At 47.5% G+C, this 26,682-nt stretch carries 31 protein-coding genes; 14 read left to right on the top strand and 17 right to left on the bottom strand.

What is annotated here, in order from left to right:
• Positions 1–121 precede the first annotated feature (121 nt).
• A complete protein-coding gene (locus tag LEUMU_RS0115800; RefSeq protein ID WP_022953265.1) occupies positions 122–679 on the top strand; it encodes a hypothetical protein in 558 nt (185 codons plus the stop codon).
• Positions 680–766: 87 nt separating this feature from the next.
• Here the strand turns inward: LEUMU_RS0115800 and LEUMU_RS0115795 are convergent, their stop codons facing one another.
• Entirely contained in the window at positions 767–1,219 is a 453-nt protein-coding gene (locus LEUMU_RS0115795; protein ID WP_022953264.1) for a Fur family transcriptional regulator, read from the bottom strand.
• A 19-nt stretch (positions 1,220–1,238) separates the two neighbouring features.
• The gene (locus LEUMU_RS0115790) at positions 1,239–2,153 is read right to left on the bottom strand and encodes a zinc ABC transporter substrate-binding protein (RefSeq protein ID WP_022953263.1); all 915 of its coding nucleotides are present in this window, start codon (positions 2,151–2,153) and stop codon (positions 1,239–1,241) included.
• 161 nt (positions 2,154–2,314) lie between these two features.
• Here LEUMU_RS0115790 and LEUMU_RS0115785 point away from each other — a divergent pair, with 161 nt between their 5' ends.
• Both LEUMU_RS0115785 and LEUMU_RS0115780 read left to right on the top strand, forming a co-directional pair.
• Positions 2,315–3,046 (top strand): ATP-binding cassette domain-containing protein, encoded by a 732-nt coding sequence (locus LEUMU_RS0115785; protein ID WP_022953262.1) that lies wholly within the window; start codon positions 2,315–2,317, stop codon positions 3,044–3,046.
• Positions 3,039–3,866, top strand: a complete 828-nt coding sequence (locus LEUMU_RS0115780; RefSeq protein WP_022953261.1) for a metal ABC transporter permease — start codon at positions 3,039–3,041, stop codon at positions 3,864–3,866. Before LEUMU_RS0115785 ends, LEUMU_RS0115780 begins: the two co-directional genes overlap by 8 nt.
• Here LEUMU_RS0115780 and LEUMU_RS0115775 read toward each other — a convergent pair.
• From LEUMU_RS0115775 to LEUMU_RS0115755, 5 genes are all read right to left on the bottom strand, one after another.
• Entirely contained in the window at positions 3,831–4,577 is a 747-nt protein-coding gene (locus tag LEUMU_RS0115775) for an NAD(P)H-dependent oxidoreductase (RefSeq protein ID WP_022953260.1), read from the bottom strand. The genes LEUMU_RS0115780 and LEUMU_RS0115775 overlap by 36 nt on opposite strands.
• Before the next feature lie 10 nt (positions 4,578–4,587).
• Complete coding sequence (locus LEUMU_RS28165) at positions 4,588–5,412, bottom strand: DUF4184 family protein (RefSeq protein WP_026744834.1); 825 nt, start codon at positions 5,410–5,412, stop codon at positions 4,588–4,590.
• Between the two features lie 47 nt (positions 5,413–5,459).
• Positions 5,460–6,296 carry an ATP-binding protein gene (locus tag LEUMU_RS26405; RefSeq protein WP_051156051.1) on the bottom strand — a complete coding sequence of 279 codons (837 nt, stop codon included), beginning with the start codon at positions 6,294–6,296 and terminating at the stop codon, positions 5,460–5,462.
• Positions 6,297–6,438: 142 nt separating this feature from the next.
• Positions 6,439–7,062, bottom strand: coding sequence for a metallophosphatase domain-containing protein (locus tag LEUMU_RS28160; protein ID WP_022953258.1), 624 nt, complete (start codon positions 7,060–7,062; stop codon positions 6,439–6,441).
• An 80-nt stretch (positions 7,063–7,142) separates the two neighbouring features.
• Entirely contained in the window at positions 7,143–7,661 is a 519-nt protein-coding gene (locus LEUMU_RS0115755) for a chalcone isomerase family protein (RefSeq protein ID WP_022953257.1), read from the bottom strand.
• A gap of 132 nt (positions 7,662–7,793) precedes the next feature.
• Between LEUMU_RS0115755 and LEUMU_RS0115750 the strand changes: the two genes are divergently transcribed.
• Positions 7,794–9,029: an ATP-binding protein gene (locus tag LEUMU_RS0115750; RefSeq protein WP_022953256.1), complete on the top strand. Its 1,236-nt coding sequence runs from the start codon at positions 7,794–7,796 to the stop codon at positions 9,027–9,029.
• 80 nt (positions 9,030–9,109) lie between these two features.
• Entirely contained in the window at positions 9,110–9,691 is a 582-nt protein-coding gene (locus LEUMU_RS0115745) for an LOG family protein (protein WP_022953255.1), read from the top strand.
• A gap of 111 nt (positions 9,692–9,802) precedes the next feature.
• On the opposite strand, the gene LEUMU_RS0115740 is transcribed toward LEUMU_RS0115745, so the two are convergent.
• Genes LEUMU_RS0115740 through LEUMU_RS0115730 form a run of 3 tightly spaced genes read right to left on the bottom strand, consistent with a single transcriptional unit; the run spans position 9,803 to position 11,991 of the window.
• Complete coding sequence (locus LEUMU_RS0115740) at positions 9,803–10,738, bottom strand: hypothetical protein (protein ID WP_022953254.1); 936 nt, start codon at positions 10,736–10,738, stop codon at positions 9,803–9,805.
• Between the two features lie 4 nt (positions 10,739–10,742).
• Positions 10,743–11,078, bottom strand: a complete 336-nt coding sequence (locus LEUMU_RS26395; protein ID WP_022953253.1) for a metalloregulator ArsR/SmtB family transcription factor — start codon at positions 11,076–11,078, stop codon at positions 10,743–10,745.
• Positions 11,071–11,991 (bottom strand): acyl-CoA desaturase, encoded by a 921-nt coding sequence (locus LEUMU_RS0115730; RefSeq protein WP_022953252.1) that lies wholly within the window; start codon positions 11,989–11,991, stop codon positions 11,071–11,073. Before LEUMU_RS0115730 ends, LEUMU_RS26395 begins: the two co-directional genes overlap by 8 nt.
• A 132-nt stretch (positions 11,992–12,123) precedes the next feature.
• Between LEUMU_RS0115730 and kynU the strand changes: the two genes are divergently transcribed.
• Positions 12,124–13,317 carry a kynureninase gene (kynU, locus tag LEUMU_RS0115725; protein ID WP_022953251.1) on the top strand — a complete coding sequence of 398 codons (1,194 nt, stop codon included), beginning with the start codon at positions 12,124–12,126 and terminating at the stop codon, positions 13,315–13,317.
• Here kynU and LEUMU_RS28820 read toward each other — a convergent pair.
• Positions 13,302–13,475, bottom strand: coding sequence for a type II toxin-antitoxin system VapC family toxin (locus tag LEUMU_RS28820; RefSeq protein ID WP_022953250.1), 174 nt, complete (start codon positions 13,473–13,475; stop codon positions 13,302–13,304). The two genes, kynU and LEUMU_RS28820, sit on opposite strands and share 16 nt — an antisense overlap.
• A gap of 114 nt (positions 13,476–13,589) precedes the next feature.
• Entirely contained in the window at positions 13,590–13,898 is a 309-nt protein-coding gene (locus LEUMU_RS0115715) for a TraR/DksA family transcriptional regulator (protein WP_040504496.1), read from the bottom strand.
• A 183-nt stretch (positions 13,899–14,081) separates the two neighbouring features.
• Between LEUMU_RS0115715 and LEUMU_RS0115710 the strand changes: the two genes are divergently transcribed.
• Complete coding sequence (locus LEUMU_RS0115710) at positions 14,082–14,867, top strand: DUF2189 domain-containing protein (RefSeq protein WP_022953249.1); 786 nt, start codon at positions 14,082–14,084, stop codon at positions 14,865–14,867.
• Positions 14,868–14,921: 54 nt separating this feature from the next.
• Here the strand turns inward: LEUMU_RS0115710 and LEUMU_RS0115705 are convergent, their stop codons facing one another.
• The 4 genes from LEUMU_RS0115705 to LEUMU_RS0115690 form a co-directional block, all read right to left on the bottom strand.
• A complete protein-coding gene (locus LEUMU_RS0115705) occupies positions 14,922–15,296 on the bottom strand; it encodes a hypothetical protein (protein WP_022953248.1) in 375 nt (124 codons plus the stop codon).
• A gap of 122 nt (positions 15,297–15,418) precedes the next feature.
• Positions 15,419–16,258: a nucleotidyl transferase AbiEii/AbiGii toxin family protein gene (locus tag LEUMU_RS26390; RefSeq protein WP_022953247.1), complete on the bottom strand. Its 840-nt coding sequence runs from the start codon at positions 16,256–16,258 to the stop codon at positions 15,419–15,421.
• Positions 16,245–17,306, bottom strand: coding sequence for a type IV toxin-antitoxin system AbiEi family antitoxin (locus LEUMU_RS26385; protein ID WP_022953246.1), 1,062 nt, complete (start codon positions 17,304–17,306; stop codon positions 16,245–16,247). The genes LEUMU_RS26390 and LEUMU_RS26385 overlap by 14 nt, the downstream gene beginning before the upstream one ends.
• A gap of 181 nt (positions 17,307–17,487) precedes the next feature.
• Positions 17,488–17,859 carry a hypothetical protein gene (locus LEUMU_RS0115690; protein WP_022953245.1) on the bottom strand — a complete coding sequence of 124 codons (372 nt, stop codon included), beginning with the start codon at positions 17,857–17,859 and terminating at the stop codon, positions 17,488–17,490.
• Positions 17,860–18,046: 187 nt separating this feature from the next.
• On the opposite strand from LEUMU_RS0115690, the gene LEUMU_RS0115685 reads away from it, so the two are divergent.
• Positions 18,047–18,280, top strand: a complete 234-nt coding sequence (locus LEUMU_RS0115685; RefSeq protein WP_022953244.1) for a type II toxin-antitoxin system VapB family antitoxin — start codon at positions 18,047–18,049, stop codon at positions 18,278–18,280.
• A 91-nt stretch (positions 18,281–18,371) separates the two neighbouring features.
• Here LEUMU_RS0115685 and LEUMU_RS0115680 read toward each other — a convergent pair whose 3' ends face one another.
• Entirely contained in the window at positions 18,372–18,746 is a 375-nt protein-coding gene (locus tag LEUMU_RS0115680) for a hypothetical protein (RefSeq protein ID WP_026744831.1), read from the bottom strand.
• Between the two features lie 203 nt (positions 18,747–18,949).
• On the opposite strand from LEUMU_RS0115680, the gene LEUMU_RS0115675 reads away from it, so the two are divergent.
• Genes LEUMU_RS0115675 through LEUMU_RS26370 form a run of 6 tightly spaced genes read left to right on the top strand, consistent with a single transcriptional unit; the run spans position 18,950 to position 26,611 of the window.
• On the top strand, positions 18,950–19,759 hold the full coding sequence (locus tag LEUMU_RS0115675; RefSeq protein WP_022953242.1) for a formylglycine-generating enzyme family protein: 810 nt from the start codon (positions 18,950–18,952) through the stop codon (positions 19,757–19,759).
• Positions 19,760–19,808: 49 nt separating this feature from the next.
• Positions 19,809–20,147, top strand: coding sequence for a CU044_2847 family protein (locus LEUMU_RS28155; protein WP_022953241.1), 339 nt, complete (start codon positions 19,809–19,811; stop codon positions 20,145–20,147).
• Positions 20,128–21,768, top strand: a complete 1,641-nt coding sequence (locus LEUMU_RS0115665) for a hypothetical protein (RefSeq protein ID WP_022953240.1) — start codon at positions 20,128–20,130, stop codon at positions 21,766–21,768. Before LEUMU_RS28155 ends, LEUMU_RS0115665 begins: the two co-directional genes overlap by 20 nt.
• Complete coding sequence (locus LEUMU_RS0115660) at positions 21,722–22,744, top strand: AAA family ATPase (RefSeq protein ID WP_022953239.1); 1,023 nt, start codon at positions 21,722–21,724, stop codon at positions 22,742–22,744. Before LEUMU_RS0115665 ends, LEUMU_RS0115660 begins: the two co-directional genes overlap by 47 nt.
• Complete coding sequence (locus tag LEUMU_RS29210; RefSeq protein ID WP_022953238.1) at positions 22,734–25,802, top strand: formylglycine-generating enzyme family protein; 3,069 nt, start codon at positions 22,734–22,736, stop codon at positions 25,800–25,802. Before LEUMU_RS0115660 ends, LEUMU_RS29210 begins: the two co-directional genes overlap by 11 nt.
• Positions 25,799–26,611, top strand: a complete 813-nt coding sequence (locus tag LEUMU_RS26370; protein WP_022953237.1) for a formylglycine-generating enzyme family protein — start codon at positions 25,799–25,801, stop codon at positions 26,609–26,611. The genes LEUMU_RS29210 and LEUMU_RS26370 overlap by 4 nt, the downstream gene beginning before the upstream one ends.
• Positions 26,612–26,682 lie beyond the last annotated feature (71 nt).

Raw genomic sequence — 26,682 nt, 5'->3', positions numbered from 1 at the left:
AACAATCCTTACCAAACCTTTACCCAACCCTTATGACTGAAAAGCGGGTCGTCCCTAAACTGGATTCCAAGGTCACAGCACAACGCTGACACCAACAAATAAACCTAAAGGAATCACTATCATGTTTAAGCAAACTACACTGACTGCCACCGCTCTGACATTGGCTTTAGCCCTGACTTCGACTGCCGCAAGTACCGCTCCAATGACTAGCAATTACCGCGCTTATGAAGTCATCATGGATTGTTATAACGCCAAAATGCAGAACACGGGTTCTAAAAATGCACTGCGAGTAATGTTCACTACCTCATCAGGTAAAACGTATTCAGGCCGTAAACTCATGCAGCCAACAACTACCTGCTCCAGAGGGAATAAGATTGTTTATCGCTCGCCACAGATCGCTCTGCCGAATAACGATACGCTCAGTAAAGTCGAGATTTCTGCCGGTGGCCAGGATGCCTTATGGGCGAATAAAGTACAGATTCACCAGTATGATAAGGGCGCGCCTAACACCGGCTTCAAGCACTTGATACCGGGTAATTGGGATACTGGTCACGGCCGTGGCTATTGCTTCTCAACAGACCGTGGTGATAATCGTGATGCTTGGACAGCTTATGTTGCTGGTAATGGCTGCTCACCTAAGATGACGTTCCAGATTGGTCGGGGTGCTCAGGCTCACTAAATCGAAGGTGAAACGATTGCTCAACGCTCTACCAGCCCGCTTTATGCGGGCTTTGTCTTTCTCGACTCTCGGTGATTATTAAGGCAGTTACACTGAGCACTCATCGCAAACACAATGCATTTCCAGATGCTGATTCACCAGACGAAAACCGGACTCGCTCACGCTGCGTTTAATCTCAGCAATAATGGATTGGCTAATGCTGATTTCCTTCACTTTCTGGCACTCGCGACAAATCAAAAATTGAGCAACAGCATGCCCATGCTCACAACCGATGTGCTCACAGGCGACATATTTGTTGGCTAACTCTAGCTTATGCACCAAGTGCTCTTGTTCAAGAAAGGCCAAAAACCGATACACTGACATGGCGGATAAGGCGGTGCCTAGCTCGGCTTTATAGGACTCAATTAACTCATAAGCCGATTGTGCTTTGCCCGATTTTAATAACAGGGTCAGTATGTTTTTTCGTTTATCCGTCAGGCGGGTGCCGTTTTCTTTACAGCGTTGCTCCGCCAGATGAATAGTCTGTTCAATCGATTCCACACATAACCCCGTTAATAGTTTATTTGCACTCACTCACGCTGCTAACCATTGCCTGTATCAGCGCGGAGTAGTGGCCGCTGCCAGTGGCGATCTCTGCACCTAACGGGTCCATCACACCGATAGTTGAAACGCCAGTATCGGCGAATACATTCTTGACCATGCCGGGGTTAAACTGAGGCTCAGTAAACACGCAGCTCACGCCGAGTTTTTGGATGGTTTCCCGAATGCGTTGGATGCGTGCCGGGCTTGGATCCTCTGCATCGCCTAATGAAATCGACCCTGCCGCAGAAATACCAAATCGTTTTTCAAAGTACTGGTACGCGTCATGAAACACGATAAATTTTGGCTGGTCAAGTGTATCGATCTGAGTCTGTGTGGCAGCGATTAAGGCATCCAGTGACGTGGTCGCCGTTTCAGCGTTACGGCTGTAGATCGCGGCATTTTCAGGGTCTTGCTTTGAGAGTGTTTCGCTGATGACCTTTACCCACACTTTAGCATTTTCAGGATCTAGCCATGCGTGAGGATCGATGCCTTCGTGATCATCATGCTCTTCTTCATCGTGATGCGCATGAGATTCAAAGGTTGCGCCTTCGCGAAACGCGTAGGTTGTTGTTCCGTCTAGTGACAGCATCTCAACTTTTTCCGCAGAACCCGCTAGGTTTTCCAGCGCTTTTTCCAGCCAAGGTGTCAGGTCTTCACTGATCCAGAACACCACGTCGGCATCGGCCAGTGCTTTAGCTTCGGAAGGGCGCAGGGTGTATTGGTGGGGCGAGGCTTCTGCTGGAATGATCAGTTTTGGCTTGGCGACATCTTCCATGACCTGGCTCACCAGTGAATGCAGAGGAGCAATATCGACGGCAACCGATGGCGCTGCTTGCAGGTTGCTCGACAAACTAAAAATTAACGCTGCGCAGGCGAATAACTGAGGGCGCATGAGTGACTCCGATAAAATGACGATGTGTTAAAAAATGAATACTGGAATAGAAATTAAAAATGATACGTTATAACATAACAATACTATGTGCAAGCCGTCGAGAGCCGGCTAAGTAAAAAAGGCAGCGCACAGTCATCAATAGCGAGTTCAGGAATTTAGTTATGTTAATCGAATGCGACAATTTGTCGGTTCATATTGGTCAGCGGGCCATCCTCCGTGGGATTGATTTATCCGTCGAGCAGGGAGAGATCGTCACGATTATCGGGCCGAACGGGTCGGGGAAAACTACCTTATTCAAAACCTTAATCGGGGCATTGAGCCCCAGTGCGGGTGTGGTAAGCAAAAAGCCTGGATTGAAAATTGGCTATGTGCCGCAGCGCCTACATATTGATGAAACACTACCTATTACGGTGAAGCGCTTTATGAATTTACCGGGCGGTCATTCCAAAGCCGCGGTGGCTGAAGCGCTGGCGCATGCGGGTGTTCCCGAGTTGGATAAGCAGCAAATTATGGGCTTGTCAGGTGGTCAGTTTCAGCGTGTGTTATTAGCCAGAGCGCTGCTGGGAAACCCTGAGTTACTGTTATTGGATGAGGCAACGCAAGGATTGGATTATCGGGGGACTGCCGCATTTTACCGACAGATTGCCAGTGTTCGGGAAACGCTCGGCTGTGCCATTTTGATGATTAGTCATGATCTGCATGTAGTGATGGGTCAGACCGATCGGGTGATTTGCTTAAACGGCCATATCTGTTGCCAAGGCGTCCCTGAAACAGTCAGTCGCTCACCGGAATACCACACATTATTTGGCCTCGACGAGCAAAGCGAATCCGCCTTGTATTTGCATCGTGGTCATCACTCCCACTCACACCAAGGGCAGGTGCCTCATGTTTGATGATTTTTTAGTGCGTGCCATGTTCGCCAGTGTTGGGGTTGCCTTGGCCGCTGCGCCCTTGGGCTGCTTTGTTATCTGGCGACGGATGGCGTATTTCGGGGATGCGACGGCACACGCTGCGGTATTGGGCGTTGCGCTTTCATTAGCGTTTTCGCTGCCGATATTCTCCGGTGTGCTGGCAGTGTGCTTGATTATGGCGGTCACGGTGTCGAGCTTGAGCGGGCGTGGTTTTGCGATGGATACTTTGCTAGGCGTGATGGCGCACTCCTCACTGGCCATCGGCTTGGTGGCGGTCTCTTTTATTTCCGGCTTGCGCATTGATCTGATGTCGTATTTATTCGGCGATATTTTGGCGGTCGGTAAAAGCGATCTGCTGCTGATCTGGGGTGGGGCTGCCGTTGTGATCGGCCTGATTATCTGGCGATGGTCTGGCTTGCTGCTCTCCACCTTGAATTCTGATTTGGCATTGGCGAGCGGCTTTAAGCCCAAACAGGAGCAATTGATCCTCACTATTGCCTTGGCGATTGTGGTGGCGGTTGCGATTAAAGTGGTGGGTGTGTTGTTGATTGCGGCGATGTTACTGATTCCGGCCGCCACGGCGCGCTCGTTTAGCAACACGCCGGAGTCCATGGCGATTATCGCGGCGATTATTGCTGCATTCTGTGGCTTGGCTGGGGTTCAGTCGTCCTATGTCTTTGATACACCGACCGGGCCGACGATTGTTTGTGTGGGCACGGTGTTATTTATCTTGACGAATCTGGTGTTTAGGGTGTTTAGATGGCACTCAGATAGGTTTAATAAACGGCGAATGAGTTGGTGACCCTGGCTTCAATCGACCTTCCTCATCAAAATCAGTATCCGCATTAAACGTAATCTCAGGTCTGCTATTCCAGTCATTAATCACTTGCTGCTGGCCAGCTAAAGTGGCTTTGCAACGCGCTTCTAATTCCGCTTGCGAATCACCTTGAAAAAAGCCATGAATGCCATGAAATAGCAGCGGTTGTTTGATTGTAAAGCCGCAATAGCGCAGCGTGTAAGCGAGCGGCCAAAGGTGCATGTTGGTGTCGCCTTCTTTGCCGTCGGCTCCGCTTTCAATCGCTGATGAGCCGGTAGTTACGCAGAATAATACGTCTTTCCCTTTGCAAAGGCCGGAGTCAAAACGGGCATTACTGCGGTGCATTGCGCCATGTGTGAGGCAGCGTTCGGTCCAGCCTTTTATGATAGCGGGCGGCGCAAACCACCAAAGCGGGAAGTGAAAGATGATGCGATCGGCCGCGCGAATTTTTTCGATTTCTGCCATGATATCGCTGGGTAATTCGCCTCGGTCGGCGGCTTCTGATTGCGTTCTGAGTGGGTCAAATTCATCGCCCGACATGCCGTAATGCTCGGCGCGTTCTACGGGGTCAAAGCCCATTGCATTGAGATCCGACCACAATACTTTTCCGGTGCATGCATCGGCAGAGGCTTTGGCCCATTGCGCGTTAAATGAGGTCGCGCCGGGGTGAGCTAGAATGATTAATGTGGTTGTCATGGCGTTGGTATCAGTTGTGTTTTGAGGGAATGGGGCGAGGCGTTTGTTGTCGAATCAGCCATTGATAATAAAGCCCCAACAGTAGCCATAACGGTAGCAGTAGTCGAGCGCCAAAAATCACCCAATCACGCATAAACATAATGCTGCGATAGGCCAGCGGCCCTTCTCTATCCATTAATGAAACGGCGTAATACAGCCCGAAAAGTAGTGGCAGGGTAAGTAATGCGATCAGCGAGAAACGCTTTAGTTTGGCGGTTGGTTGCCAGCTGGGCGCTTGGTTTTGATCGGCTTGGCGGTACCAGTGTCGAATCCAGAAAAAGACAATCATCAGTCCAATAATCGAGCTTAGGTGTTGCAGTAAGCGATAGACTTTTAGCGGAAAATTGCCAATGTGAAAGGCGGTGCTTTTCATAAATTCAAAGTGCTGCACGGGCCAATTGTAGGAGTACGAATGCGTAAACGAATCCCAAAATAAATGCGTTCCAGCGCCAAATACAAGGCCGATGGTAATCAGCGGGAGTAGTTTCAGCGGCGGTAGGCTGCCGGTGGAAAATCTTGGATTGAGCCGACTTTGGAAGTACTTGGGTAAAAAGCTATAAACCACAGGCACCAGTAGTCGGTGATACACCAAATAAAACAGGAGGCCGACGGGCAAGCTAAACCAGAGCAGCGCGAGCCAAGTGTGGCTTTCAAAGCGGGTGACGCCGAGCGGCAGGAAATAGCTAAAATCAGGAATCAGGCTGCCGATGATGAGTGCGGATAACAGTCCTTGGTATCGGCTGGCGGTTTTTTGTAGGGGGAGAAGAATGGCAGGGTGAGCGAGGGTGAATGGCATTGAATATCCTTATTCAAAGTCTGTGGGTGGGCTTGGTTATTGAGTATTTACAATGAAATAATTACTCGTAACTCTTCTCCAAACTCAACCACTTCAACCGTTTTCCCCAGCTTCTCCATTTCGCGGAAAATCATCGGAAAGCCACGGCCAAGGCGGTCGATATAGCGCAAATTATCCATAAACTTTAGCAGTACAGGGTTTGCGGCATGGGAAACGCCGAAGCGTAACTTCTCCACGGTGACGCTATTAGGTAGGCGTCCTGGGCTGATACATTCAATCCGATCATCATAGATAAACAAGCGAATTCGTGCGCCAGTAATGCCGTAGTTACGGTGAACACAAGCATTTACTATCATTTCCCGCAGCACCCGATCTGGCGGTAAAGCAACGGTATCAACCCGTTTCATTCCCTCAATCGTCGAGGGGCGCACCAAATGATTTTTCAAAATCGCAACGGCAGTATCGACTTGATAAGGCAACGTGCCGATGATTTCCTGTCGATTGAATAACTCAGCGGAAGGCTCGATGCCATCAAAATGCGCGAACATAATACTGGCTTGTGGCAGGTAACGACTGGGGTTGATACCGAACATTAGTAAGCCACCAACAGTGGCTTCACCGGATATGGCTAGAATGTCGGTGTTGATCAGCAGCTGTTTGCGTTCGGCTTCAGATTCTTTTGAGAACTCGAATTCGTAAGGTGTGAAGTATTGATCGAGTGCCGCCATGTTCAGATCGTTGATGCTGGTTTTTGGTACGGCGACTTGATCGAAGTGGAACATACCGCTTTGCTGAAACATACGCATCAACTCGGCCAAGGTAAATGTGAATTCTTGTGACTGGTTTTCGCCTTGGCTGATGAGTGATAGCAGGTCTATGTTCATGGGAAGAGCATACTACAGTATTGAACCCAAGCAAGCTTTGGCGGTGTTTGGAATAGATGAATCTGACGGGCCTTTTTAATAATCGTCCTGCCTATGGTTTGGCGCTTTAATACTGCTAGTTACAAATGCCGTCTCATACAGGTTAAATCTCAAAAACCAACGGCTTGCGCACTAACTCAATCTGGCTATTCACCGATGAGGCATTGATATACGTGGTTCGGCCTTGTTTGACCATTCCGGGGCTGGCATGCACATGCCCAAAGCAATGCAGTTTAGGCGCGACTCTCACCAGTTCTCTGGAGAGAAACTCACAGCCCAACTCCAAGCCTCGACTGGAGCGGTCGAGTATGCCAGAAGGCGGGGTGTGGGTAATCAGTACATCAGTTTCGACAGGAATTTTCGACCACTTCGTTACTAAATCACGACTGCTTTGATAAAAGGCATGACTGCTTAAATCAGGTACCCAAGGCGCGCCGTAGAAGTTCACGCCCTTGTATTGATAGCTGGCATCCTGAAGGAATACGGCATGCTTAAATGGATTAGCATTCTGCTGTATATAATCCTCTAACGCGTGATCATGATTACCGCCAGTGCATAGGATCAGGTCAAATTTCTGCTGGCTAAACCACTCATCCAGCTCAGTGATTTGTGATGGATCTTTATCCCACAGATTGAACATATCACCACAGTGAATTAACACGTCGCCTTCGAGTTGATTGAACTGCCGGTGCAGACTGTGCGTGTCGCTGATCACTGTAATTTTCATGACTAATCCGTTTTCTTATCAATTAATGTGCTCTCTCAATGATTTAATTTAGTGTCTTTTTTAGTCATTACAATGCCGCCTTATGAATTCGGGCCAATCAAGCGTTGGCGAATACCGGGCTGTGAGGTCTTCGGCGAGAGCCAAATTGCCAGAAACGATTGCCCAAATTGCGCATCCGCAACACCGCCGATATTTTTCCCATTGTAAGTAAAGTAATTCTTACCTTGGCTATCGAGCTTAAAGCCTAATTGATCACCGGATTTAACCGTTGGCCAAATGGCATGCAGCTGATTAATCCAGCTTTGGCGTTGTGCTTGTGGTAAGCCAAGGCGTTGCCATTGCTGGTCGGTAGCGGTTAGTAGATCACGCTTGTCGATGTCTCTACGATAAGTAATATCAAGCACTTGCGGGAAGCGGTTTTCCTGATAGCGCCCATCGGGTGTTTTTAATGAGATCTGATACAGCGGGAACATGAGCCAGCGCATTTCTGCTTTTCCAACGGTTTTCAGTGGTGTATTGGAAAGTGAGGTGTTGGCGAATAGCGGGCTGCTGTTTAAGCTGACGAGTAATAGTGTGGCCAGTGCGAAAGCGTGTTTCATAGTACGTTCCTCGGGAGTATAGGAATAATACTGGTAAGTGTGCGCTGTGTAATGTCGAGGTAACGTGAAGGTGTTTTTGGGCTAATCCTGTAAATTCTGGTATTATGATCCTAGAATTTACAGGATTAGCCTATGATTACGCGTAAAATTACAAAAGATGTTCAGGAGTATCTCCGGCACTTTCCCTCAATCCTGATTACTGGTGCGCGTCAGGTCGGTAAATCTACACTAGCGATTGGTTTAGGTATTGAGCACTACGTGACCCTTGATGATATTGCCACTTATCAAAGTGCGAAGGCTGATCCCAAAGGGTTTATCATGAGCTTACAAAAGCCTGTGGTGATTGATGAAATTCAGCGTGTTCCGGAATTATTCGTTGCCATTAAAGAGCAAATTGATCAAGACAGAACGCCTGGTAGGTTTATTCTGACTGGCTCCAGCAATTTACAAGGCTTTCGAAACTTGTCAGATTCACTCGCCGGACGCATTGGGATTATTGATCTGTATGCTTTTAATCTGGCAGAGATTTATGGCACTTCCGGCAACTTTATTGATCATGCTTTCTCTGGTCAGCCATTTATGAATAACGATACCCCGATAGCACTTGAGCGACATGTGATCGAAGGTGGTTTTCCGGAGATTCAAAGTATTGAGCACCCGAAAACACGCATGTTGTGGTTTGCCTCCTATATCCGAACTTATATCGAACGCGACCTACACGATGTCGCGAATATTCGAAATCTAGACAGCTTTATGCGCCTTTACCTTATGTTGGCGTTGCGCAGTGGCAACCTATTAAATAAGGCGGCTTTGGGGCGCGACAGCGATCTGGACACCAAGACACTGGAAAATTACCTCGGCATTTTACGCAATACCTACCAGATCAGCTTGCTGAAGCCGTACTTTAATAATGCCATGAAGCGTCTGGTGAAAATGCCCAAACTGTTTATGTTGGACAGCGGTATTCTCTGCCATCTATTGAAAATTACCACGCCGGAAGCCTTGTATGAGTCACGCGAAAAAGGTGCGATTTACGAAACCTTTGTGATGAGTGAGTTAATCAAAGCCAATACTTATGCACAACAGCCTGTGGAAATGAGCTTTTACCGGACTAGTGATGGCAAGGAAATTGACTTTATTCTGGATAATGGCACTAAGCTGGTCGCGGTTGAGATTAAAGCCTCGCAGTCGGTATCAGCAACTGATTTTAAGCATATTAAGTCTTTTATTGCTGAGCAACCGGACCGGATGAAGCAGGGTATTGTGATGTATACCGGTGAGCGTGCATTGCCATTTGGTGAGTATGAAGGCGTTCAACTTTGGGCGGTGCCCGTTGCCTTAGCGTTCACGGGAGACTTGGTCTCATGAGGCGTATGCACATGTATTTGCTGGATTCTTTGGTGCTGACCATCAAGCCTTTTTAATATGAGAAAATTTAGGAAAAATTTATGAAACGAATCTGTGTTTACTGCGGCTCCAGTATCGGCAAGCGCCCCGAATATGCCACTGCCGCAAAAGCCTTAGGCAAAGCCCTTGTCGATCGTAATATCGGTTTAGTTTACGGCGGGGCCAGCGTCGGCATTATGGGCTTAATCGCCAATACTGTATTGGAGTTAGGTGGCGAAGTGATTGGCATTATCCCTCAAGCGATTGCCGATAAAGAGATCGCCCACACGGGTTTAACCGAGTTAAAAGTCGTCGCCAATATGCACGAGCGCAAGGCGATGATGGCGGATTACTCCGATGGCTTTATCGCATTGCCAGGCGGCATGGGCACTTTGGAAGAGTTGTTCGAAGTGCTGACTTGGGCACAGTTGGGCTTTCATCAAAAGCCTTGTGGCGTGCTAAATGTGGATGGCTATTACGATCATCTGATTGCCTTTTTAGAGCACGCAGTAGATCAGGAGTATCTGAAATCGCAGCACTTTGGCATGTTGCAAACCGCCACTGAGCCGGATGCTTTGCTGGAGCTATTAAGCCGTTACCAAGCGCCGGTCGATGGCAAATGGATTACCCGCAAAGATCTGTAAATAGTCGCTGGCACTATCAACACACAAGCGGTTGGCTACTAAACGGATTAAAGCCATATAAGCCCCTGTTTTAATGACTGGGGCTTATATGCTTGTTGCGCCTTGTTCTTATTAACCCTGCTGATTAGCCGGTTGATCAATCATTATCTCGATCAAATACTCACCCAGCAAGCCTGCAGCGTAATGCTGCAATGGGTCAAAGTACCAAGCCGGATCTAACAGGCGCTCATACTTTATCGTTAGGCTAACTTCGGTGGTATTGGCATCAATTGGTTTCAAATTGATCTCAGTCCCATGTGCATTAATGTAGTTTGAGGTATAGCTCGTGTCTTCAATGATCTGCATGCGAATGCGCTGATCAGAGGCTTCCGCGACCTTCATTTTGGTAAAGCCTTCATGCGTATTGGTGACGAACCAGCGATGGTAGCGATAGTTAATGGTATGCACTTCGCCTTCGGTTAGCGACTTGGCGTCAAACTCATAAGGCATTGGGAACAGGGCTAAAAACCAGTGCCGGCTTTGGTCTAATTCAACCGGTGTAATTAGATTCTGTTTGATCTGGTCAATGCTGAGATTAACAACTTGAGTGCTGCTTACTTCATTATAGCGGTTAAAACTCAAATCAGGATGCGTCCCCTCAAGTGCCGCAATCACCAAGAGCACGGGGAGGATATGCAAGTGCAGGCGGCTTTTTGATTTGTTGTGTTTATAGGCCAGCGTGATCAGAAAGATGATGAAGATAACCCCGAAATAAATCGGCATAAACATCACGACACACAGGAACCCTTCAAATAATAAAGCTGAGCTGGCCAACATAATAATTAGCGAATATTTGATCAGCCGGCCAAACTTGTTTTGCCATTGCTGATTCGGATGTTGCTTATCGGTTAACAGCAGCAAACCAGCAATCACCGTGGGGATGCCGACGTATAAAATCGCGCTGCCATCAATATCAGAACGCAAGATCAAATGCATGGCAATGGAGACCGTCACGATGATGCAAAAGATCATGAAGCGATACGAGCGAACCGCCGTTTGAATAGACATAAGCTTAGTTTCCTTGAGTGTTTTCGGCGCTATCGCTGGCCAGCTTTCTACTTTCTTTTTTGATACCAGAGCCGACCGGACAAAAGTTTGCGGTGAAGTCGTGCAGGCTGCTGACCAGATTGTCGCGATTCAAACTGTAATGCATAAACTGGCCTTTTTTCTCCCCGACGATGAGGTTGGCCGTTTGTAATATTTTGAGGTGTTTTGAGAGCGCGGGTTTGCTCATGTCAAAACGTTCTGCGATCTCTCCTGCGGTTAAGCTGGTCGCCGATAAATAACTCAGAATACGGCGGCGAGGGGTTGAGGAAAGTGCTTCAAATACTAGGTTGATATTATCCATTGATGCTGTCCGTATTAATGCTGGTAATGAGTTCGGGTCGATGCGCTAAGTGTTCTGGCAGTTTAATATTCCACACCAAGCCAAGCGCTTGCAGTGTTTGTAATACCCACCAACCAGGGTCAACCTCACCGGCGTGTAAGCCCAGTTTAGCCGAGCCGGGAAAGGCGTGATGGTTATTGTGCCAGCACTCGCCCATGGTGATTAGCCCAAGGTGTTTAATGTTGTGGCCCTGAACCGCTGCGCCTTCAACGTGCCAATGCTTATCGCCTTCGTTGTGCGCAAAGTAGCCCACCAACCAATGGCCGGTCACACTCACAGCAACGCGTACGCACACTCCCCAAATAATCCAGCTAATGCCACCGAGAGCGCCTAACAAGATAATCAAGGGGAGTTGCTGCCACATCCAGTATTTCTCAATAAACTGGTAAAATTGATCATTGGCGATGCGCGGTTCTGCGGTAAAGGTTGGCGGGTGCGTGAGCTTAATATCGCAATGCAGCTGCCAGTACCAATCGCGTAACATAGATTGCTGGTGCGCAAAGTAGTCATGGCAATGTGTTTGGCGTTGCGCCCAGTCTCGCAGGTCATGCGTTCTCAACATGCCGATTGGCCCCGCTAAACCAACCAATACGCCGAGATACACGAATAGATATTCCAGCCATCTCGGGCATTCATAACTGTTGTGGATGAGCAGGCGATGCATGCCAAGGGAGTGGCCAAGGCACAGCGTGATGGCTGAGGTGATGAGAAACACACTCAAAGCCGTCCAGCTGAACGTCATCGCGCCACCGATAATGGCGAAAAGATACATGCCGGATATCCAGAATGATTTTAGCGGTGCATAGTGAACGCTACCGAGTAGGGCGGTGTTGTCTCGGGGCTGGCTGGTAACTCTGGGAATATCGATCGGCATGATAGTTAACCATTTAACTTATTAGTTAATTAACTATTTATTATTAGCACTGCAATGTCAATGGCTTGCCTAAACTTGGTACATCTGCGTTAGAATCACCGCTCAACGTTAGCCGATGCAGAGGATTATAAAATGGGTGTTACCCTCCCTAGAAAAGAACTGTTCGATATTCCGGAAGGCATGATTTACCTCGATGGTAATTCGTTGGGCCCGCTGCCAAAAGTGGTGCCTGCGCGCGTTGCGGAAGTGATTAGTGCCGAGTGGGGCCAGCAGCTGATTAAAGGTTGGAACGTGTCGCAATGGATGCAGCAACCGGCTCGGGTTGGCAACCAAGTAGCGAAGTTGATTGGCGCGCCAGATGACAGCGTGGTGATTGGCGATACGCTCTCCATTAAAGTGTTTCAGGCGCTGGCGGCGGCATTAAAAATGCGACCAGAGCGCAAAGTAATTCTTTCTGATAATGGCAACTTCCCTACCGATTTATATATGGCGGAGGGGTTGATTGACACCATCGGCAAAGATTATGAATTGCGTGTGGTTGATCCCGAAAGCGTGATTGATGCCATCGATGAATCGGTTGCCGTGGTGATGCTAACGCAAGTTGATTACCGCTCCGGACGTATGCACGACATGCAGCAGATCACTCAAAAAGCGCATCAGGCTGGCGCGGTGATGTTGTGGGACCTTGCGCATAGTGCAGGCGCAGTGCCATTAGATTTGCAAGCGAGCAATTGTGAATTTGCCGTGGGCTGTACTTATAAATACCTCAATGGCGGCCCCGGTGCACCGGCCTTTATTTATGTGCGACCTGATTTGATGGCTGATGTTAAGCCCGCACTGGCAGGGTGGATGGGGCATGATTCGCCGTTTGCTTTTGAGCAGAATTACCGCCCGGCGGCTTCGATTGAGCGCATGCGGGTTGGCACGCCGCCAGTGATGCAAGTGAGTGCATTAGAAGCGGCGCTGAGTGTTTGGGAAGGTGTTGATATGCAGGAATTGCGAGCGGCGAGTATTGCGCTATCGGAGCGGTTTATATCCGAGGTGGGGGCGCGCTGTCCGGCGTTAACGCTAGCGAGTCCGCGCGATCCTACGGTAAGAGGTTCGCAAGTGTCGTTTGCGTATGAGCATGGCTATGCGGTGATGCAGGCCTTGATTGATCGGCAGGTGATTGGTGATTTTCGTGCGCCTAATTTGATGCGGTTTGGGTTTACGCCGTTGTATATTGATGTGGCGGATGTGGTTGCGGCGGTGGATGTGTTGGAGGAAATTATTGAGGGGCGGCTTTGGGATGATGCTAAGTATCGGGTTGCTCATGCGGTGACTTGATTGGGAGTGCCATTGCGACGTAGCATTGAGCGAATGTGGCCATAGTGTCTACCCGCTTCTTCAGGCCAAGGCAGCACCGTTAAGTTTTGCAAAAACAACTCAAGCTGTGCTCTGCGGGCTGCTTGTGTTGTGGGCTCGCTATTTTCTACGCCATACATACCGTCTGTTCATTATTTTGCAGTGTTCATTTAAAATGAACAGATAAAAATAATGAATAGATAAAAATAATGAACAGAGTGGTCGTATTGCAACTGCCTACCAGTCACGCTAGCTCAAGCGCACTTCACACACTTACTAGCATACGGAATACTCTCTAAACGAGCGGGTGCAATGTCTTCGCCACACTGCTCACATTCACCATAAGTCCCAGCCTGAATTGCAGCAAGCGCATGTTTTATCTGCACTAACTCATCCTGCGTTTCATTAGCAAGCCGATCAACTACTTCATCATTCTCCCGCTCAACGACCTGCTCTGAGGAGTCCTGATCATGAGGCTTCATCATATCGGCCTGCAAGTTTTTAAGGCGCTCCGATAGCTCCGTTTCCAGTGCTAGTAACGCCGCTTTTTGTGTAGCAATCATGTCTTGGTTCATCTCAGAGCCCTCTTAGTATTTTAGTACTTTACTAGCATAAAACGATTTTAGTCTGCGGCTTTGACATGTGTCAGTTTTGCAGCAGGTAGTCTCTCTAATCGGTGAATGTCTTACTTGGGGCGCTTGAATGAATGCGCTAAGCTAGAACGACGAGGAACAGGAGGATGAGTCATGAGTAATTCAAACGATGAAAGCAATCTCCCCATCATTGCACCATCGCGGACTATCGGGTTGGATGCACCGTTGCGGTGGCTAAAGCTCGGCTGGCAAGATTTCAGGAGCATTCCACGGCTCAGCCTGAGCTACGGATTCGTCATGTTACTAATTGCCTTACTTGTGGCTTGGGTCGCGTGGCAAGCGCACAGTCTGGTACTTGCCATCGCGCTCACCGGAGGTTTTTTCTTTATCGGTCCAGCCCTCGCCATCGGCCTTTACTCCATGAGTCGACAGCTGGAAAGTGGTATTACTCCCACGTTCATGCGCGGCGTGCGAGAAGGACGTAAAAACATGAGCAATGAGCTGGTTCTGTCATTAATGTTCCTGATTGTGTTTTTACTTTGGGCGCGTGCGGCGTCGATGGTGCATATATTCTTTCCCAGCTTTGGTAATGCAACGGCATCGGACCTCAGTTTGTTTTTAGGGATCGGCAGCGCCGTGGGCGCTATTTTTGCTGGCGTGGTATTTTGCGTCGGTGCCTTTTCTATCCCCATGTTACTGGATCGTAAAGTGGATGCGGTCACGGTGGTACTGTCTTCGATTTCTGCGGTGCTGAGAAATAAAGTAGTGATGGCGGCTTGGGGGCTGGTGATTGTGGTCAGTGTGTTGCTGGGAATTGCGCTGGGTTTTGTTGGTTTGGCGGTCACGTTACCAGTGATTGGTCATGCGACTTGGCATGCGTATCAGGAAGTGATCGATGCATCGGCGTGGGAGCGAAACCCCGGCGTTGGGGAGCAATAGGCACAAGAAAGCCCGCTATCTAAGCGGGCTGAGTGATCAAGCGGGGTACGGGAATTATTTCTTAGTGCAAGGCGTCGCCGTTACCGTGCAACGCGTTAAGCCACGGCCTTCACCTTTACAGTTAACCACCACATTCTTCGCGTTATCCAGATCAGCAAAGCGAGAACCTAAGCCGAAAGAAGAATGGTTGGTGCTAGTGAAGCTTGACAGAATCGACGGGCCAGACTGACCAGTGATATAAGCTTCCCAGGCTCGCTTGGCGCGGCGAGTAGCGCGTCGCTCTCTGGCTCCGGCAAATGCACCTGCTGCTGCCACGCCGCCGACGGTCACTCGTGCGGCACACTGCTGAGCGGCAGCGGCATTTCCAGATAACATTACAGTGCTTAATAACGTGGCGATGGTCATTGTGATGATGGTTGCGTTTTTCATGGTCGTATCCTCTGAGTTTGATTAGTGGCCGCTATATTGTGTAGCGATGGGTGTAGATTAGCGGCCAGCCGAAAATCAGTCATAAGGAAGTGGTAAGGGTTTGGTAAAGGTTGAGTTTTGGATTAGAAGGTGTCCATCTCAAACATCTCTGCCCACATGGCCGTCAGCCATTTTCTACAAAGTGAAATTTGGTCGGATTCCGCGCGTCTGGGCAGCATATCTCGTACAAGTATCGATTCATTTGAGGAAGCCGTTTCTCTATCTAAAATTGACTTAACAGCAAGCAAAGTCTCAGAGCTACAAATCTCCAAAAGATCTCTACCAAGTAAGCGTGCATGCGCACTATCAAAGTCCTCAAACAAATCCTCATGATCGCTCTGCAAGTGATTCTGATTACCAAGGTCGATGTAATGACGCAGGAGAAAATACAGATCCTCTGCATCCTTGGTTGTACTCAATTTACGATCTTCCCATGCAATCAGCTTGAGTAACGCTATACCAGCAGCAGAAGCGACATGTATTTCCAGCGGGTTAGGTGATTCAGAAAGTGGCAGCGTTAACGATGAATCAAAGGCATCTTTCATTCCCGCAACTGACATGAGAACAGCATGATCTGGTGGCCAGGATATTTCCGAGTTTGAGCGCTCGATAGCACCATAAGGCACCAGATCAATTGGTAGATGGCCTTCGAAAGTAAGCCTTTGCAGTTGATTGTTAGATTGAAAAGATCCTGTGGCAACGAGAGCGTTTCTTAATTCCTCAAAGCGCCCCCAGCTTGCGATTTCTATCGCTAAATCAACATCTCTGGTGGCACGAGTTGGTGAGATACTCCACAAATTGAGCAGTATATCTCTCGCCGAAGCGCCAATGACCATAAACGGAATCCCAAGACTATCGGCCTGAGTTTTTATAATGCTCAACGCTGCCAGCCAGTCAGGGCTCAGACGACTATTCACTGACATTTAAAAACTCCTGATAAATGATGTTTGCAGTTTCAATATTTCTGGAATTTCCTGAAGCGATCAGATCAGCATAGACCAGCAGTGTAGGGGCCAAGCCCGGATTCTGAGGATTGTCAAAATGCCAAAACTTCTGAAGCACTTCTACATTTGCGCTACTTTTTTCAGGAACCTCTTTTAAGCCGTTCATTAGTACGAGTTTGCCAAGCTTCTCTTGGGTATAAATTGTAGAAAACTCGGGCTTAAGATAGCGTGTTAAATGATCTGCAGCGATTTCACCGCCCCACAACGCGCCATAAGATTGGATATCAACCGCTTCCTGCCAGTTTTCCTGAAGTGACTTGTAGTAGCCCAATACAAGCTTAGGTCTGAGATTTTCAGCATACGCGACAACCCAGCGCTTTATCAGGCCGTCTTTATCTGCCCAATTGCGCTGGTCATTCTCTCCTGATGAGAGATATCCTGCGGCTTTCAGATCATTAATAATCCGACCGATAGAGCCTAATGAAACACCACTGATTTCACTCAGGTCTCGGTAACTGCGGTTAATGATATTTTCGGGATGGCAAAGCAGCGCAAATATCAGCTTCAAGCCGGTACTTTGAAATGCTCTTGAGGGCTTTGTTTCAGTAAGTACTTCTGGTGCTTTGTTTCCTGTTATATAAACAAAAACCGAGCCAAAGTTCAGGTAGGCATTACCAGCACTGTCGACAAAATTACAGCCATTGTCTTTTAAAAACTGTGAAAGCTTAGGATTTACGTAGTCAGCGACTAACAGCGTTTTAGCGCTGTAGTGCCATTCACTGTTATCGTTTCGGACTCCCAAATTGCTTTTATCATTACTCAGTAATAACGTTAGTTGCGATACTGATGGCCGCCGTTTGATATCAACAAGGAATGCTTGTGTCACATCGCCCTTACTTAGACTGATGGCGTGGTCATGATGCGCAGCACTGTATGGTGTATTAGCCGCACCTAGCAGCTCCGACGTAATGCCAGTGTTATCTTTAAGCGCCTGTAGGACTTTGTCTAAGAAAGCATTTTCGTACATGAGAATAGCTCATAGATTGCATGTTCATTATTTTACAGTGTTCACTAGAAATGAACAGAGATAAATAATGAACACGAATGCTCCCGCTAAAAGTATTTATTTTGCAGGCAATACACTAAGTGGCCAAACATAGGAAAGCCCGCTGTATTAGCGGGCTGAGTGATCAAGCAAAGTACGAAACTTACTTAGTACAAGGCGTCGCCGTTACTGTGCAACGCGTTAAACCACGGCCCTCACCTTTACAGTTAACCACCACATTCTTAGCGTTATCCAGATCAGCAAAGCGTGAACCCAAGCCGAAAGAAGAATGGTTGGTGCTGGTGAAGCTCGACAAAATCGATGGGCCAGACTGGCCAGTGATATAAGCTTCCCAAGCTCGCTTAGCGCGGCGAGTAGCACGTCGTTCTCTGGCTCCGGCAAATGCACCTGCTGCTGCCACGCCGCCGACGCTAACCCGTGCTGCACACTGCTGAGCGGCAGCGGCAGTTCCAGATAACATAACAGTGCTTAGTAAAGTGGCGATAGTCATTGTGATGATGGTTGCGTTTTTCATGGTCGTATCCTCTGAGTTTGATTAGTGGCCGCTATATTGTTTAGCGATGGGTGTAGATTAGCGGCCAGCTGAAAATCAGTCATAAGGAAGTGGTAAGGGTTTGGTAAAGGTTGAGGTTTGGGGTAAGTTGAATGAGCTTGTTAAGGTTGCATGGTCTTGATGGGTAGGTATTTTGCGGAGTATAAATATGCGAGTTAATATCGAATTGGATGAGGCGCTTATCAGTGAGGCATTTGCTTTGACAGGTCTCAAAACCAGACGCGAACTAGTCAACTTCGCTCTGCAGGAGTTAGTCCGTCATAAAAAGCAGTCTGCCAGTAAAAGCCTGTGTGATGCTTTCAACGAGCTACATCAGCTTGAATTGGCGGATAACCCATTTCCCGAAACTAAGCGTGAAAATCGCCCGAATCCTTTCCCCTGATTTGTCGTAGCTCCAAGCACTGTCAATGATCCCCCAAATACAGGAAAGCCCGCTATTGAAGCGGGCTGAATGATCAAGCGGGGTACGGAAATTATTTCTTAGTACAAGGCGTCGCCGTTACTGTGCAACGCGTTAAGCCTCGGCCTTCACCTTTACAGTTAACCACCACATTCTTCGCGTTATCCAAATCAGCAAAGCGAGAACCTAAGCCGAAAGAAGAATGGTTGGTGCTGGTGAAGCTTGACAGAATCGATGGGCCAGACTGACCGGTAATATAAGCTTCCCAAGCCCGCTTGGCGCGACGAGTAGCGCGTCGTTCTCTGGCTCCGGCAAATGCGCCTGCTGCTGCCACGCCGCCGACGGTCACTCGTGCGGCACACTGCTGAGCGGCAGCGGCATTTCCAGATAACATAACGGTGCTTAATAATGTGGCGATGGTTGTTGTGATAATAGTTGCGTTTTTCATGGTCGTATCCTCTGGGTTTTGATTGGTGGCCGCTATATTGTGTAGCGATGGGTGTAGATTAGCGGCCAGCTGAAAATCAGTCATAAGGAAGTGGTAAGGGGTCGGTAAAGGTTACGTTAGTGATTGGAATTAGACAAACCAACTAGTGACTGGAGTTGCTTGTGCTATGATTCTGAGCATCTAGTCTAAGTAGCCGAAACTCCATGGAATCCTACATCCGCCAACACAAAATTTACCCTGACGAATTCCCTGAAAGCTGGGCTTCCGGTTGGGGTGAGGATGAGTTTGGCCTGTGGATGGCGTTTACTTATAAAGGTATACAGCAGAAATTCCGTTGGTGTGAACCAGGAGAGTTTTTGATGGGGTCGCCACAAAAAGAAACGTATAGGAGGCCTGACGAATCACTGCATAACGTTATCCTAAGCAAAGGATTCTGGATTGCTGATACTACTGTGACTCAAGCGCTTTGGATGGAAGTAGTAAATAATAATCCTAGCCGTTTTCAAGGTGAAAGCCGTCCGGTTGAGAACGTCAGTTGGAATGACGCCCAAGAATTCATTGTCAAAATGAATGATATGAAGTCTGAACTAAAGCTTCGATTACCGACTGAAGCTGAATGGGAATATGCCTGTCGAGCAGGTAGTAAAACACCTTTTTGTTGGGGTGAGCAGATTAACTCTGATTTGGTTAATTTTGAGGGCACCTATCCGTATAAAGGAGGCGAAATAAGCGAATACCGAGAACATACGGTAGATGTTAAATCGTTTCACCAAAATGATTGGGGCCTATGGCAAATGCATGGGAATGTGAGTGAATGGTGCCAAGATTGGTACGGTGACTATTTGAGATTGCCAAAAAAATCCCCACTAATGTCGGCAAAGAGTGAAGGGAAATTAATACGTGGTGGTTCGTGGTTCACTGGTGGCTGGCAATGTCGCTCAGCTTTTCGTGCTAGCCGACCCCCTCAGACTAGATCAGATACTATCGGATTCCGGCTTATCCGTGAGTGCTAATTCTGTAATACGTTTATCATAGTTATTTAATTAAAGGATCGAAAAAGTTATGTCAAAACAGTATGTTGTATACGAGATTGAAGGCGAAAAAGTCTATGTAGAAGCTGAGTCTACCGGATCTGATGTTGATGAAGAAATTAGCAATGGAAGCGATGAACCCATTGATGGTGGTAAATTTGAAAAGGCTATTCAAGGCATAAAGCCTGTTGCTAAATCAGTTCTAGGCATGCTCAAAGATCTAAGCGATCCTTCAGAAGTTGAAATAGAAATGGGTGTTAAACTTGGCGCAAAAGCTGGTGTAATTCTAGCGTCAGTAGATAGTGAAGCGACTATGGTCATAAAACTAAAATGGCAGAGAAAAGCTCAGAATGTCGGAAAATCTGAATAAATGGCTAGCAAGGGTTAGTCTCGCTAGTTTCAAAGAAGGTGCTGATCAACCGGAAAGAGGAAAGTTGGTTGGTACAGGTTTTGTTACGAACTACCCTTGGTTGGTGACGTGTAATCACGTGGTAACTAGTTGTATTTCTGGTAAAAGCTCTACAGATACTGTAGATGCTGGGTTACTAAAAACACTAGTGATTGATTTTCCTTTTAATAAGGATTTGTGTGGGAAATTGTTTACGGCAGAATTGGTAACCAGCTGCCCACATGACAAGCAAGCGGGGCTGAACGATATTTTTGATATCGCGGTGCTAAGTCTGAAGCCCTTGATAGCTTTGGATTTAAATAAAACAGAAGCATTGGCGTCTACTTGGAAGTATGAAACCAATCACGAGTTTTATGCCGACCATAAAGTGAAATGCAAAGGCTTTCATATTGAGAAGGGAAGCCTTCTCGAGGGTGAAAGTAAATCTGTATGTGCTGATGGATTAATCGAGCTGGATTTAAGTATTGACGAAACCATTGGTGGAGCCAGTGGTGCACCTGTTTGGAGTGACGATGAACAGGCAATAATCGGTATGCTGATTAGTCAGAGAGGTGAGCGCGCACAAAACTTTAAGTACAAAAAAGTCTATATGACGCCTATGTACAAAGTCGTTGATGCCTGCGAAACACACAAAGAAGCATTGCTGAAACATAGGGCTCAATATGGTGAGTTCAAGCAGATTGATGATGAGGTATTTTGGGATGATATTAAATTTGACTTAGAGGGCCTATTGGAAGGGCTGCCAGCATCTCTGCTTAAAGACTGGTCAAGAAAGCAGCGCTGGAAGGAAGATCAAATCGAAGCTGATTTATTGCATCTGATTATAGAGACAACGCGTGAGGACATTGGAAAACTACTAAGAAATTTTACCACCTCTGTGTCTCGTGAGTTGAAATCCTTAGAACGTGCTGAAAAGTATAGGCCAGCTAAAATATTACTTGATGATGCTAAACGACTGGTTTCTATGCTGTCGCTGTATTCATTGGAAAAGAAGTCTGCCAAAGCATTACGGGATGGGGTTAAACATACTTCAGGAACATTAAATATCCGTATGTCCCACGATTTACCTGGTTGCGCTGAACTAGCTTCAGCGGCAAGAATGCAGTCAGTGCCCAGCTACCGAAGGCACAAAAGCAAGCCGATGGTACAAGGAAAATATGCCGTATCGCACTTCGACTTGGAAGTAGGTTTTCAGGATGGCTGGATAGATGAAGTTGGGAAAGAAGTATGGCGTGTTTTCTTCCCCCGTTATTCTCCAGATGAATATAGCAGAGAATATTTGCGTAATTATATCCGACGAGAGTTAGTCGCAGATAACCCTGAAAAAAAGAATTGCTACCTAGTGGTTTCTGTTAATCCACGAGATAAAAATGAGTCTCCGTTATTGGATAAAAAACATCGTCAGGCTTTTACTGAAATATTCCCCGAGTTACCCATCATCGTATTAGACAAAGCGATGCAATCCGGAGCTTACATAACTTCAGACTATGATTTGATGATAGAGCTGCATAATTTTTACGAGAAGGTTGATGCATATGACACAACAATTGCCAGAGAAACTGAACGAAAAGCTACTGGGTGATATTGCCGAACTCGATGAGCTTGGAAACAACGGCCAACTCCCACTGCCCGCTTACGGCTCATGGTCAGCCTCAGTCCACCAATTTGATAAAGACAGTATCAACGTACTAAAAACTGCCTTAGCTGCACGCCGCCCAGTGCTCCTTCGTGGAGAACCTGGAACAGGTAAAAGCCAGTTAGCCCACGCTGCCGCAGTCGCACTAAACCGTCTATTCGTTTACGAAGTAGTCAACTCTCATACCGAAGGACAGGACTTGCTTTGGAAGTTCGATGCAGTAGGGCGCTTGGCAGAAGCACAAACGCTACAGGCAGGTACGAGCGAAGAAGCACGAAAGGAGGCTCTGGATACAAAACGTTATATTTCTCCAGCCGTTCTCTGGTGGGCGCTGTGCTGGAAATCTGCATCAAAAACTTACAACGACAGCCAATACCAGCTAACTAGTCCTGAAAAGCCTAAGGGGTGGGAGCAAGAACACGGCAGCGTAATCCTTATCGATGAAATCGACAAAGCCAATGCTGAACTGCCAAATAGCCTGTTGGAAATTTTGGGAAATAATGCCATCCAGATTCCGTGGTTGGATAAAACCATCGGTGGCAAAGACAGTGTACCGCCATTGGTCATAATCACGACGAATGAAGAGCGAGAGCTACCACCGGCTTTTGTCCGTCGTTGTTTGGTGCTGAATCTCAATCTTCCAAAAGATGATGATGAGTTGATCACTTTGTTAAAACAAAGAGGCAAGCTTCACTTCAAGCAATGTGGCGATGTGATACTGCAAAAAGCAGCAGAGCAATTAGTTACTGACCGTAATTTGGCAAAGGAAAAAGGCGTAACCCCTCCGGGACAAGCGGAGTATCTGGACATGCTACGCGCTTTGACGGTGCTCGGTGGAAATGATCAAGACAAGCAATTAGAAATGCTTGAAGAGATCAAAAAATTTGTTATGCGCAAATATCCGGTGATGCATGACGAATGAGGGGCAGGGCCGGAATGGATTCAGTCGGGCTGATTTGTTGTGGGGATTATATACCTCGTCGGTAGATGAACAGGCCCGCGATGAGTTGGCGGTATCTTTAGGTTTTGAGCTTGAAAAGACGCCCGCTCAAGACAGTACGCAAGAATCCCTCGATAGGGCTGATGGCCGCATACTGAAAAATCTAGATCAAGATCTTATTGGTGAAGAGACTCCTGAACAGAGTCTGCCAATAGAAGAAAGCCCGTCAAAAAACGCCGCCTATTATCGTGTCAGTAATCGAAAAATAAACGAACAACAATCGGCTTCTGATGCGAGTGACATTGACCAATTGCCTGATTGGTTTACACAAGCAAGCGCCACTATCTTGGATGAAACCAAAACACGGATTCCATCTTGTCATCGCGTCATACCACTCCACACTGAATTAACCCGCTGGTCACGCCTCGAACCATTTCTCAAAAAGATACTAGGTGCCAATGTTTCAGGTATGCAGGTAGATGAGCAACAGTTAGTTAAGCAGGTTGCCAGTGGTAAACCTTTTGATCGGATACCCCGTAAACAGCGACGTAGCTGGTCTACAAAAGTTAGGGTGCTGATTGATATTAACGAAGACAACTTTCCCTATCGCAGCGATTTCCTCCATTTACGTGACAAGCTTATACAGGCACGAGGCACAGAAGGGTTAGAACTCCAGTACATCCATGATGAGCCCGGTGGTTATGTTGTCCGTTATGAGCAATGCCGTGAATTTATCGAGCCTTGGTCAGCTCCTAAACACACAACCCTTCTTCTTATTCTGAGTGACTTGGGGATGCACTCAAACACACGGAGCGCCCTCTATGGTTGGTTGGTCTTTGGGCAGTTGTTAAACGCTCAGGGTGTGCGCCCGATGGTACTGATGCCCGCGGCAGAGCGCGACATAGATAAACGTTTATTGCGCTATTTTGATTGTTTTATCTGGGATGGTAGTAGTGACCTAAAGCGCGTGAAGGGGGGTTATCAGGCAGAAAAAGATAAGCTTGATCATTCAGAAAGTATTGATGATTTACTCAGTTATTTCTTTGCAACGCTTCGGGTTGATGCTGGCCTGCTACGGGCAACGCGTTACCTGTTTAACGCATTTGATATCGGGCATGAGGTGGCCATTTGGCAGCACCGCGATACGGTTTATGAGGGAGATGAGTGGGGTTGGCAGGCGAATAGCAGAGAAAATCATCAGGAAAAAGCACTCAAACTGTTCCAACAATTGGATGTTAAAAAACGGGCAAAGCTTGTCGAGCTAATTGGACGCTATCATGCGATGTTGCCAGATGAGTTGTACTTTGAAGCCATGCACAATCTGATGTTATTGGAAGGATTGGATAACACTGGAAAACTATCAGGCATGGTGCCTGAAGTTGTCAGTCAAGCAACCGAACGCTATATGCAAGACTTAGTAAAAACCTACGCTGAGCATCCTGATCATGGCTTGCTGGATAGCTGGGTGAAGCGCCATCTGTTACGAAACCAAGCTAAGGAATTACGTGGGCAATACGATTTTTGGTTAGCGTTTATGGCGTTCTCTCATTTGCATGAGGAGCGGCGAACAGGTGCAGCGGAAAGTGAGTACCCGGATTATTTAACGGAAGACGAAATTGCAGAGATCAGCCGTTATATCAATCATGCAAAAACCTTCCGTGAATATGAGTTATGGCAACAAGGAGAGAAGCTGGTATTAAAATCAAAGGATGGTGAGGTAACGAAAAAAACAGAACCCGAAGATGATTGGGGCAATCATGCTCACGCTGGTGCTTTGCTGCTCAATATGACTCTGGATGATGAGCGGATATTTCATGTGAATACAGATCGGCATGGGAATCAGAAAGTGGTTAGCCTGAATCTGAGTAAAATTAAAAAAGGGTTTGGTTTTAGTAGTGCTAGAGAGCATCAGTTTCAGATTGGCAGAGAACTAATCACCGTGGATGTTAGTACCGCACAACAACGAAAAGAGCCTTGGATGCGCTCAGTGGTTAGCGTTGATGAAAATGGCTTTTCTGTTGAGTCTGAGTCTCGTGAAGGGAGTATTTACCGTTGGTATTGGCATTCGCCGAACTATATTAAGTGGAAGAGTTGGTCCGAGGCTGTATTGCCCGAGTCATCGGAGCCAAAGTTGACCTCTCATAAGGTTAATAGCACTCGTGGAGTCTGGTTTTTTTCACCTAGGTACTCCGGTTGGACTCCAGATTGGGCTGCTGAGTGTTATTACGATGAGTATGGGGTTGCAGTAGAAGCCGAAATCGCTGGAATTACCCAACGCTTCCGTTGGATAGAGCCGACCACCTTCCAAATGGGGTCTCCTGAATATGAGAAAGGGCGATTATCAGATCGTGAAGTTCAACGCCAAGTCACCCTGAGCCAAGGTTATTGGCTTGCCGAAACTACTTGTACTCAACAACTCTGGCAGGCTGTTACTGGTGATAATCCCAGCAAATCCAAAGATAAAGCCAATCCCGTAGAGCAAGTCAGTTGGGAGGATGTTCAAAACTTTCTCCAACTTATTAACCAGAAGCAGCCAGAGCTAGGCTTACGCTTACCCACCGAAGCCGAATGGGAAAATGCCTGTCGTGCAGGCACAGAAACACCTTTCTATTTTGGTGTTGAGGATGAATTGGATCTAAATAAAGTTAACTATTCGGGTAAGTGGAATGATTCCAACCCTGGATCTGATTCCGCCGGAAAAATACTTCCGGTTAAAAGTTATCCTGCCAACCAATGGGGGTTATACGAGATGCACGGTAATGTTGTCGAATGGTGCGAAGATTGGTATGGCGAGTATCCGGAGGGTTCTGTAATTGACCCGCAAGGGCGGGAGTCAGAAGGTCTCCGTGTGCTGCGGGGCGGCTCGTGGATCGACTTAGGCAGGTTCTGTCGTTCCGCGTATCGTCGCTATCGCCATCCTAATCATCGCGACTATAGCATTGGCTTTCGGCTTGCCCGAGATCATGGTCAATCGCCGGTCCGCTCTATCCGGATGGGACAACAGAAGATCGGCAGTCTTGCGACTGGGAGAATGAAATGACAAAAGCTTACACCCGTCGGCACAAAGCCTACCCTGATGAATTTCCCGAAAGCTGGGCCTCAGGCTGGGGTGAGGATGAGTTTGGCCTTTGGATGGCATTTACTTATAAAGGGACGCGGCAGCAATTTCGTTGGTGTGAGTCAGGGACGTTTTTGATGGGTTCTCCGAAGGATGAGCCAGAGCGGAGTGATAATGAAACTCAGTATGAAGTGATTTTTAGTAAAGGCTTTTGGATTGCTGACACTGCTGTTACTCAGGGTCTTTGGGGGGCGGTTATGGGTGAGAGTCCCAGTCGCTTTAAAGGAGAAAACCGCCCAGTAGACAACGTTAGTTGGAATGATGCACAAGAGTTCATCAGTAAAATGAACCATATGAAACCAGAGCTAAAATTATGCCTTCCGACAGAAGCGCAATGGGAATATGCTTGTCGGGCAGGAAGTACTACGCCATTTTGTTGGGGTGAACAGATTAATTCAGAACTCGTCAATTTTAATGGAACAGAGCCTTACAACAACGGCAGAAGAAGTGAATTTCGACATGATACGGTCGATGTCGAGTCGTTTTATCAGAACGACTGGGGATTATGGCAAATGCACGGCAATGTTTGGGAGTGGTGTCAGGATTGGTATGGCCTTTATCCAGATAAAATCGCAACAGACCCTATTGGGTCAGAAGTAGGAGTCGACCGTGTATTGCGCGGTGGCTCGTGGTTCTACTATGGCAGGTACTGCCGTTCTGCTTGCCGCGACAATGGGCAACCTGTTGTTCGCTACGATAACTATGGTTTCCGGCTTGCTCGTTGTTACTAGCACGTAGCGCTTGAGCTTCTGTATGGTTTGCGCAAGCAATCGGGGCTGTGCTAGAGAGCGACATAGATAAG

Source organism: Leucothrix mucor DSM 2157, assembly GCF_000419525.1.
Lineage (GTDB): Bacteria > Pseudomonadota > Gammaproteobacteria > Thiotrichales > Thiotrichaceae > Leucothrix > Leucothrix mucor.
This window is presented reverse-complemented; position numbering and strand designations above follow the sequence as displayed.

What these genes read in the sequence shown, in the direction of transcription:
- LEUMU_RS0115660 (WP_022953239.1), top strand. Translation starts at nt 21,722, where the DNA reads ATGACACAACAATTGCCAGAGAAACTGAACGAAAAGCTACTGGGTGAT.
- LEUMU_RS0115740 (WP_022953254.1), bottom strand. Translation starts at nt 10,738, where the DNA reads ATGTCTATTCAAACGGCGGTTCGCTCGTATCGCTTCATGATCTTTTGC.
- LEUMU_RS26405 (WP_051156051.1), bottom strand. Translation starts at nt 6,296, where the DNA reads ATGAACATAGACCTGCTATCACTCATCAGCCAAGGCGAAAACCAGTCA.
- LEUMU_RS26395 (WP_022953253.1), bottom strand. Translation starts at nt 11,078, where the DNA reads ATGGATAATATCAACCTAGTATTTGAAGCACTTTCCTCAACCCCTCGC.
- LEUMU_RS28820 (WP_022953250.1), bottom strand. Translation starts at nt 13,475, where the DNA reads ATGTATGGCGTAGAAAATAGCGAGCCCACAACACAAGCAGCCCGCAGA.
- LEUMU_RS0115800 (WP_022953265.1), top strand. Translation starts at nt 122, where the DNA reads ATGTTTAAGCAAACTACACTGACTGCCACCGCTCTGACATTGGCTTTA.
- LEUMU_RS0115705 (WP_022953248.1), bottom strand. Translation starts at nt 15,296, where the DNA reads ATGAAAAACGCAACCATCATCACAATGACCATCGCCACGTTATTAAGC.
- LEUMU_RS28160 (WP_022953258.1), bottom strand. Translation starts at nt 7,062, where the DNA reads ATGAAAATTACAGTGATCAGCGACACGCACAGTCTGCACCGGCAGTTC.
- LEUMU_RS0115790 (WP_022953263.1), bottom strand. Translation starts at nt 2,153, where the DNA reads ATGCGCCCTCAGTTATTCGCCTGCGCAGCGTTAATTTTTAGTTTGTCG.
- LEUMU_RS28165 (WP_026744834.1), bottom strand. Translation starts at nt 5,412, where the DNA reads ATGCCATTCACCCTCGCTCACCCTGCCATTCTTCTCCCCCTACAAAAA.
- LEUMU_RS26385 (WP_022953246.1), bottom strand. Translation starts at nt 17,306, where the DNA reads ATGTACGAAAATGCTTTCTTAGACAAAGTCCTACAGGCGCTTAAAGAT.
- LEUMU_RS0115710 (WP_022953249.1), top strand. Translation starts at nt 14,082, where the DNA reads ATGAGTAATTCAAACGATGAAAGCAATCTCCCCATCATTGCACCATCG.
- LEUMU_RS0115690 (WP_022953245.1), bottom strand. Translation starts at nt 17,859, where the DNA reads ATGAAAAACGCAACCATCATCACAATGACTATCGCCACTTTACTAAGC.
- LEUMU_RS28155 (WP_022953241.1), top strand. Translation starts at nt 19,809, where the DNA reads ATGTCAAAACAGTATGTTGTATACGAGATTGAAGGCGAAAAAGTCTAT.
- LEUMU_RS0115680 (WP_026744831.1), bottom strand. Translation starts at nt 18,746, where the DNA reads ATGAAAAACGCAACTATTATCACAACAACCATCGCCACATTATTAAGC.
- LEUMU_RS0115750 (WP_022953256.1), top strand. Translation starts at nt 7,794, where the DNA reads ATGATTACGCGTAAAATTACAAAAGATGTTCAGGAGTATCTCCGGCAC.
- kynU (WP_022953251.1), top strand. Translation starts at nt 12,124, where the DNA reads ATGGGTGTTACCCTCCCTAGAAAAGAACTGTTCGATATTCCGGAAGGC.
- LEUMU_RS0115715 (WP_040504496.1), bottom strand. Translation starts at nt 13,898, where the DNA reads ATGATTGCTACACAAAAAGCGGCGTTACTAGCACTGGAAACGGAGCTA.
- LEUMU_RS0115775 (WP_022953260.1), bottom strand. Translation starts at nt 4,577, where the DNA reads ATGACAACCACATTAATCATTCTAGCTCACCCCGGCGCGACCTCATTT.
- LEUMU_RS0115685 (WP_022953244.1), top strand. Translation starts at nt 18,047, where the DNA reads ATGCGAGTTAATATCGAATTGGATGAGGCGCTTATCAGTGAGGCATTT.
- LEUMU_RS26390 (WP_022953247.1), bottom strand. Translation starts at nt 16,258, where the DNA reads ATGTCAGTGAATAGTCGTCTGAGCCCTGACTGGCTGGCAGCGTTGAGC.
- LEUMU_RS29210 (WP_022953238.1), top strand. Translation starts at nt 22,734, where the DNA reads ATGACGAATGAGGGGCAGGGCCGGAATGGATTCAGTCGGGCTGATTTG.
- LEUMU_RS0115780 (WP_022953261.1), top strand. Translation starts at nt 3,039, where the DNA reads ATGTTTGATGATTTTTTAGTGCGTGCCATGTTCGCCAGTGTTGGGGTT.
- LEUMU_RS0115730 (WP_022953252.1), bottom strand. Translation starts at nt 11,991, where the DNA reads ATGCCGATCGATATTCCCAGAGTTACCAGCCAGCCCCGAGACAACACC.
- LEUMU_RS0115665 (WP_022953240.1), top strand. Translation starts at nt 20,128, where the DNA reads ATGTCGGAAAATCTGAATAAATGGCTAGCAAGGGTTAGTCTCGCTAGT.
- LEUMU_RS0115785 (WP_022953262.1), top strand. Translation starts at nt 2,315, where the DNA reads ATGTTAATCGAATGCGACAATTTGTCGGTTCATATTGGTCAGCGGGCC.
- LEUMU_RS0115675 (WP_022953242.1), top strand. Translation starts at nt 18,950, where the DNA reads ATGGAATCCTACATCCGCCAACACAAAATTTACCCTGACGAATTCCCT.
- LEUMU_RS0115755 (WP_022953257.1), bottom strand. Translation starts at nt 7,661, where the DNA reads ATGAAACACGCTTTCGCACTGGCCACACTATTACTCGTCAGCTTAAAC.
- LEUMU_RS26370 (WP_022953237.1), top strand. Translation starts at nt 25,799, where the DNA reads ATGACAAAAGCTTACACCCGTCGGCACAAAGCCTACCCTGATGAATTT.
- LEUMU_RS0115745 (WP_022953255.1), top strand. Translation starts at nt 9,110, where the DNA reads ATGAAACGAATCTGTGTTTACTGCGGCTCCAGTATCGGCAAGCGCCCC.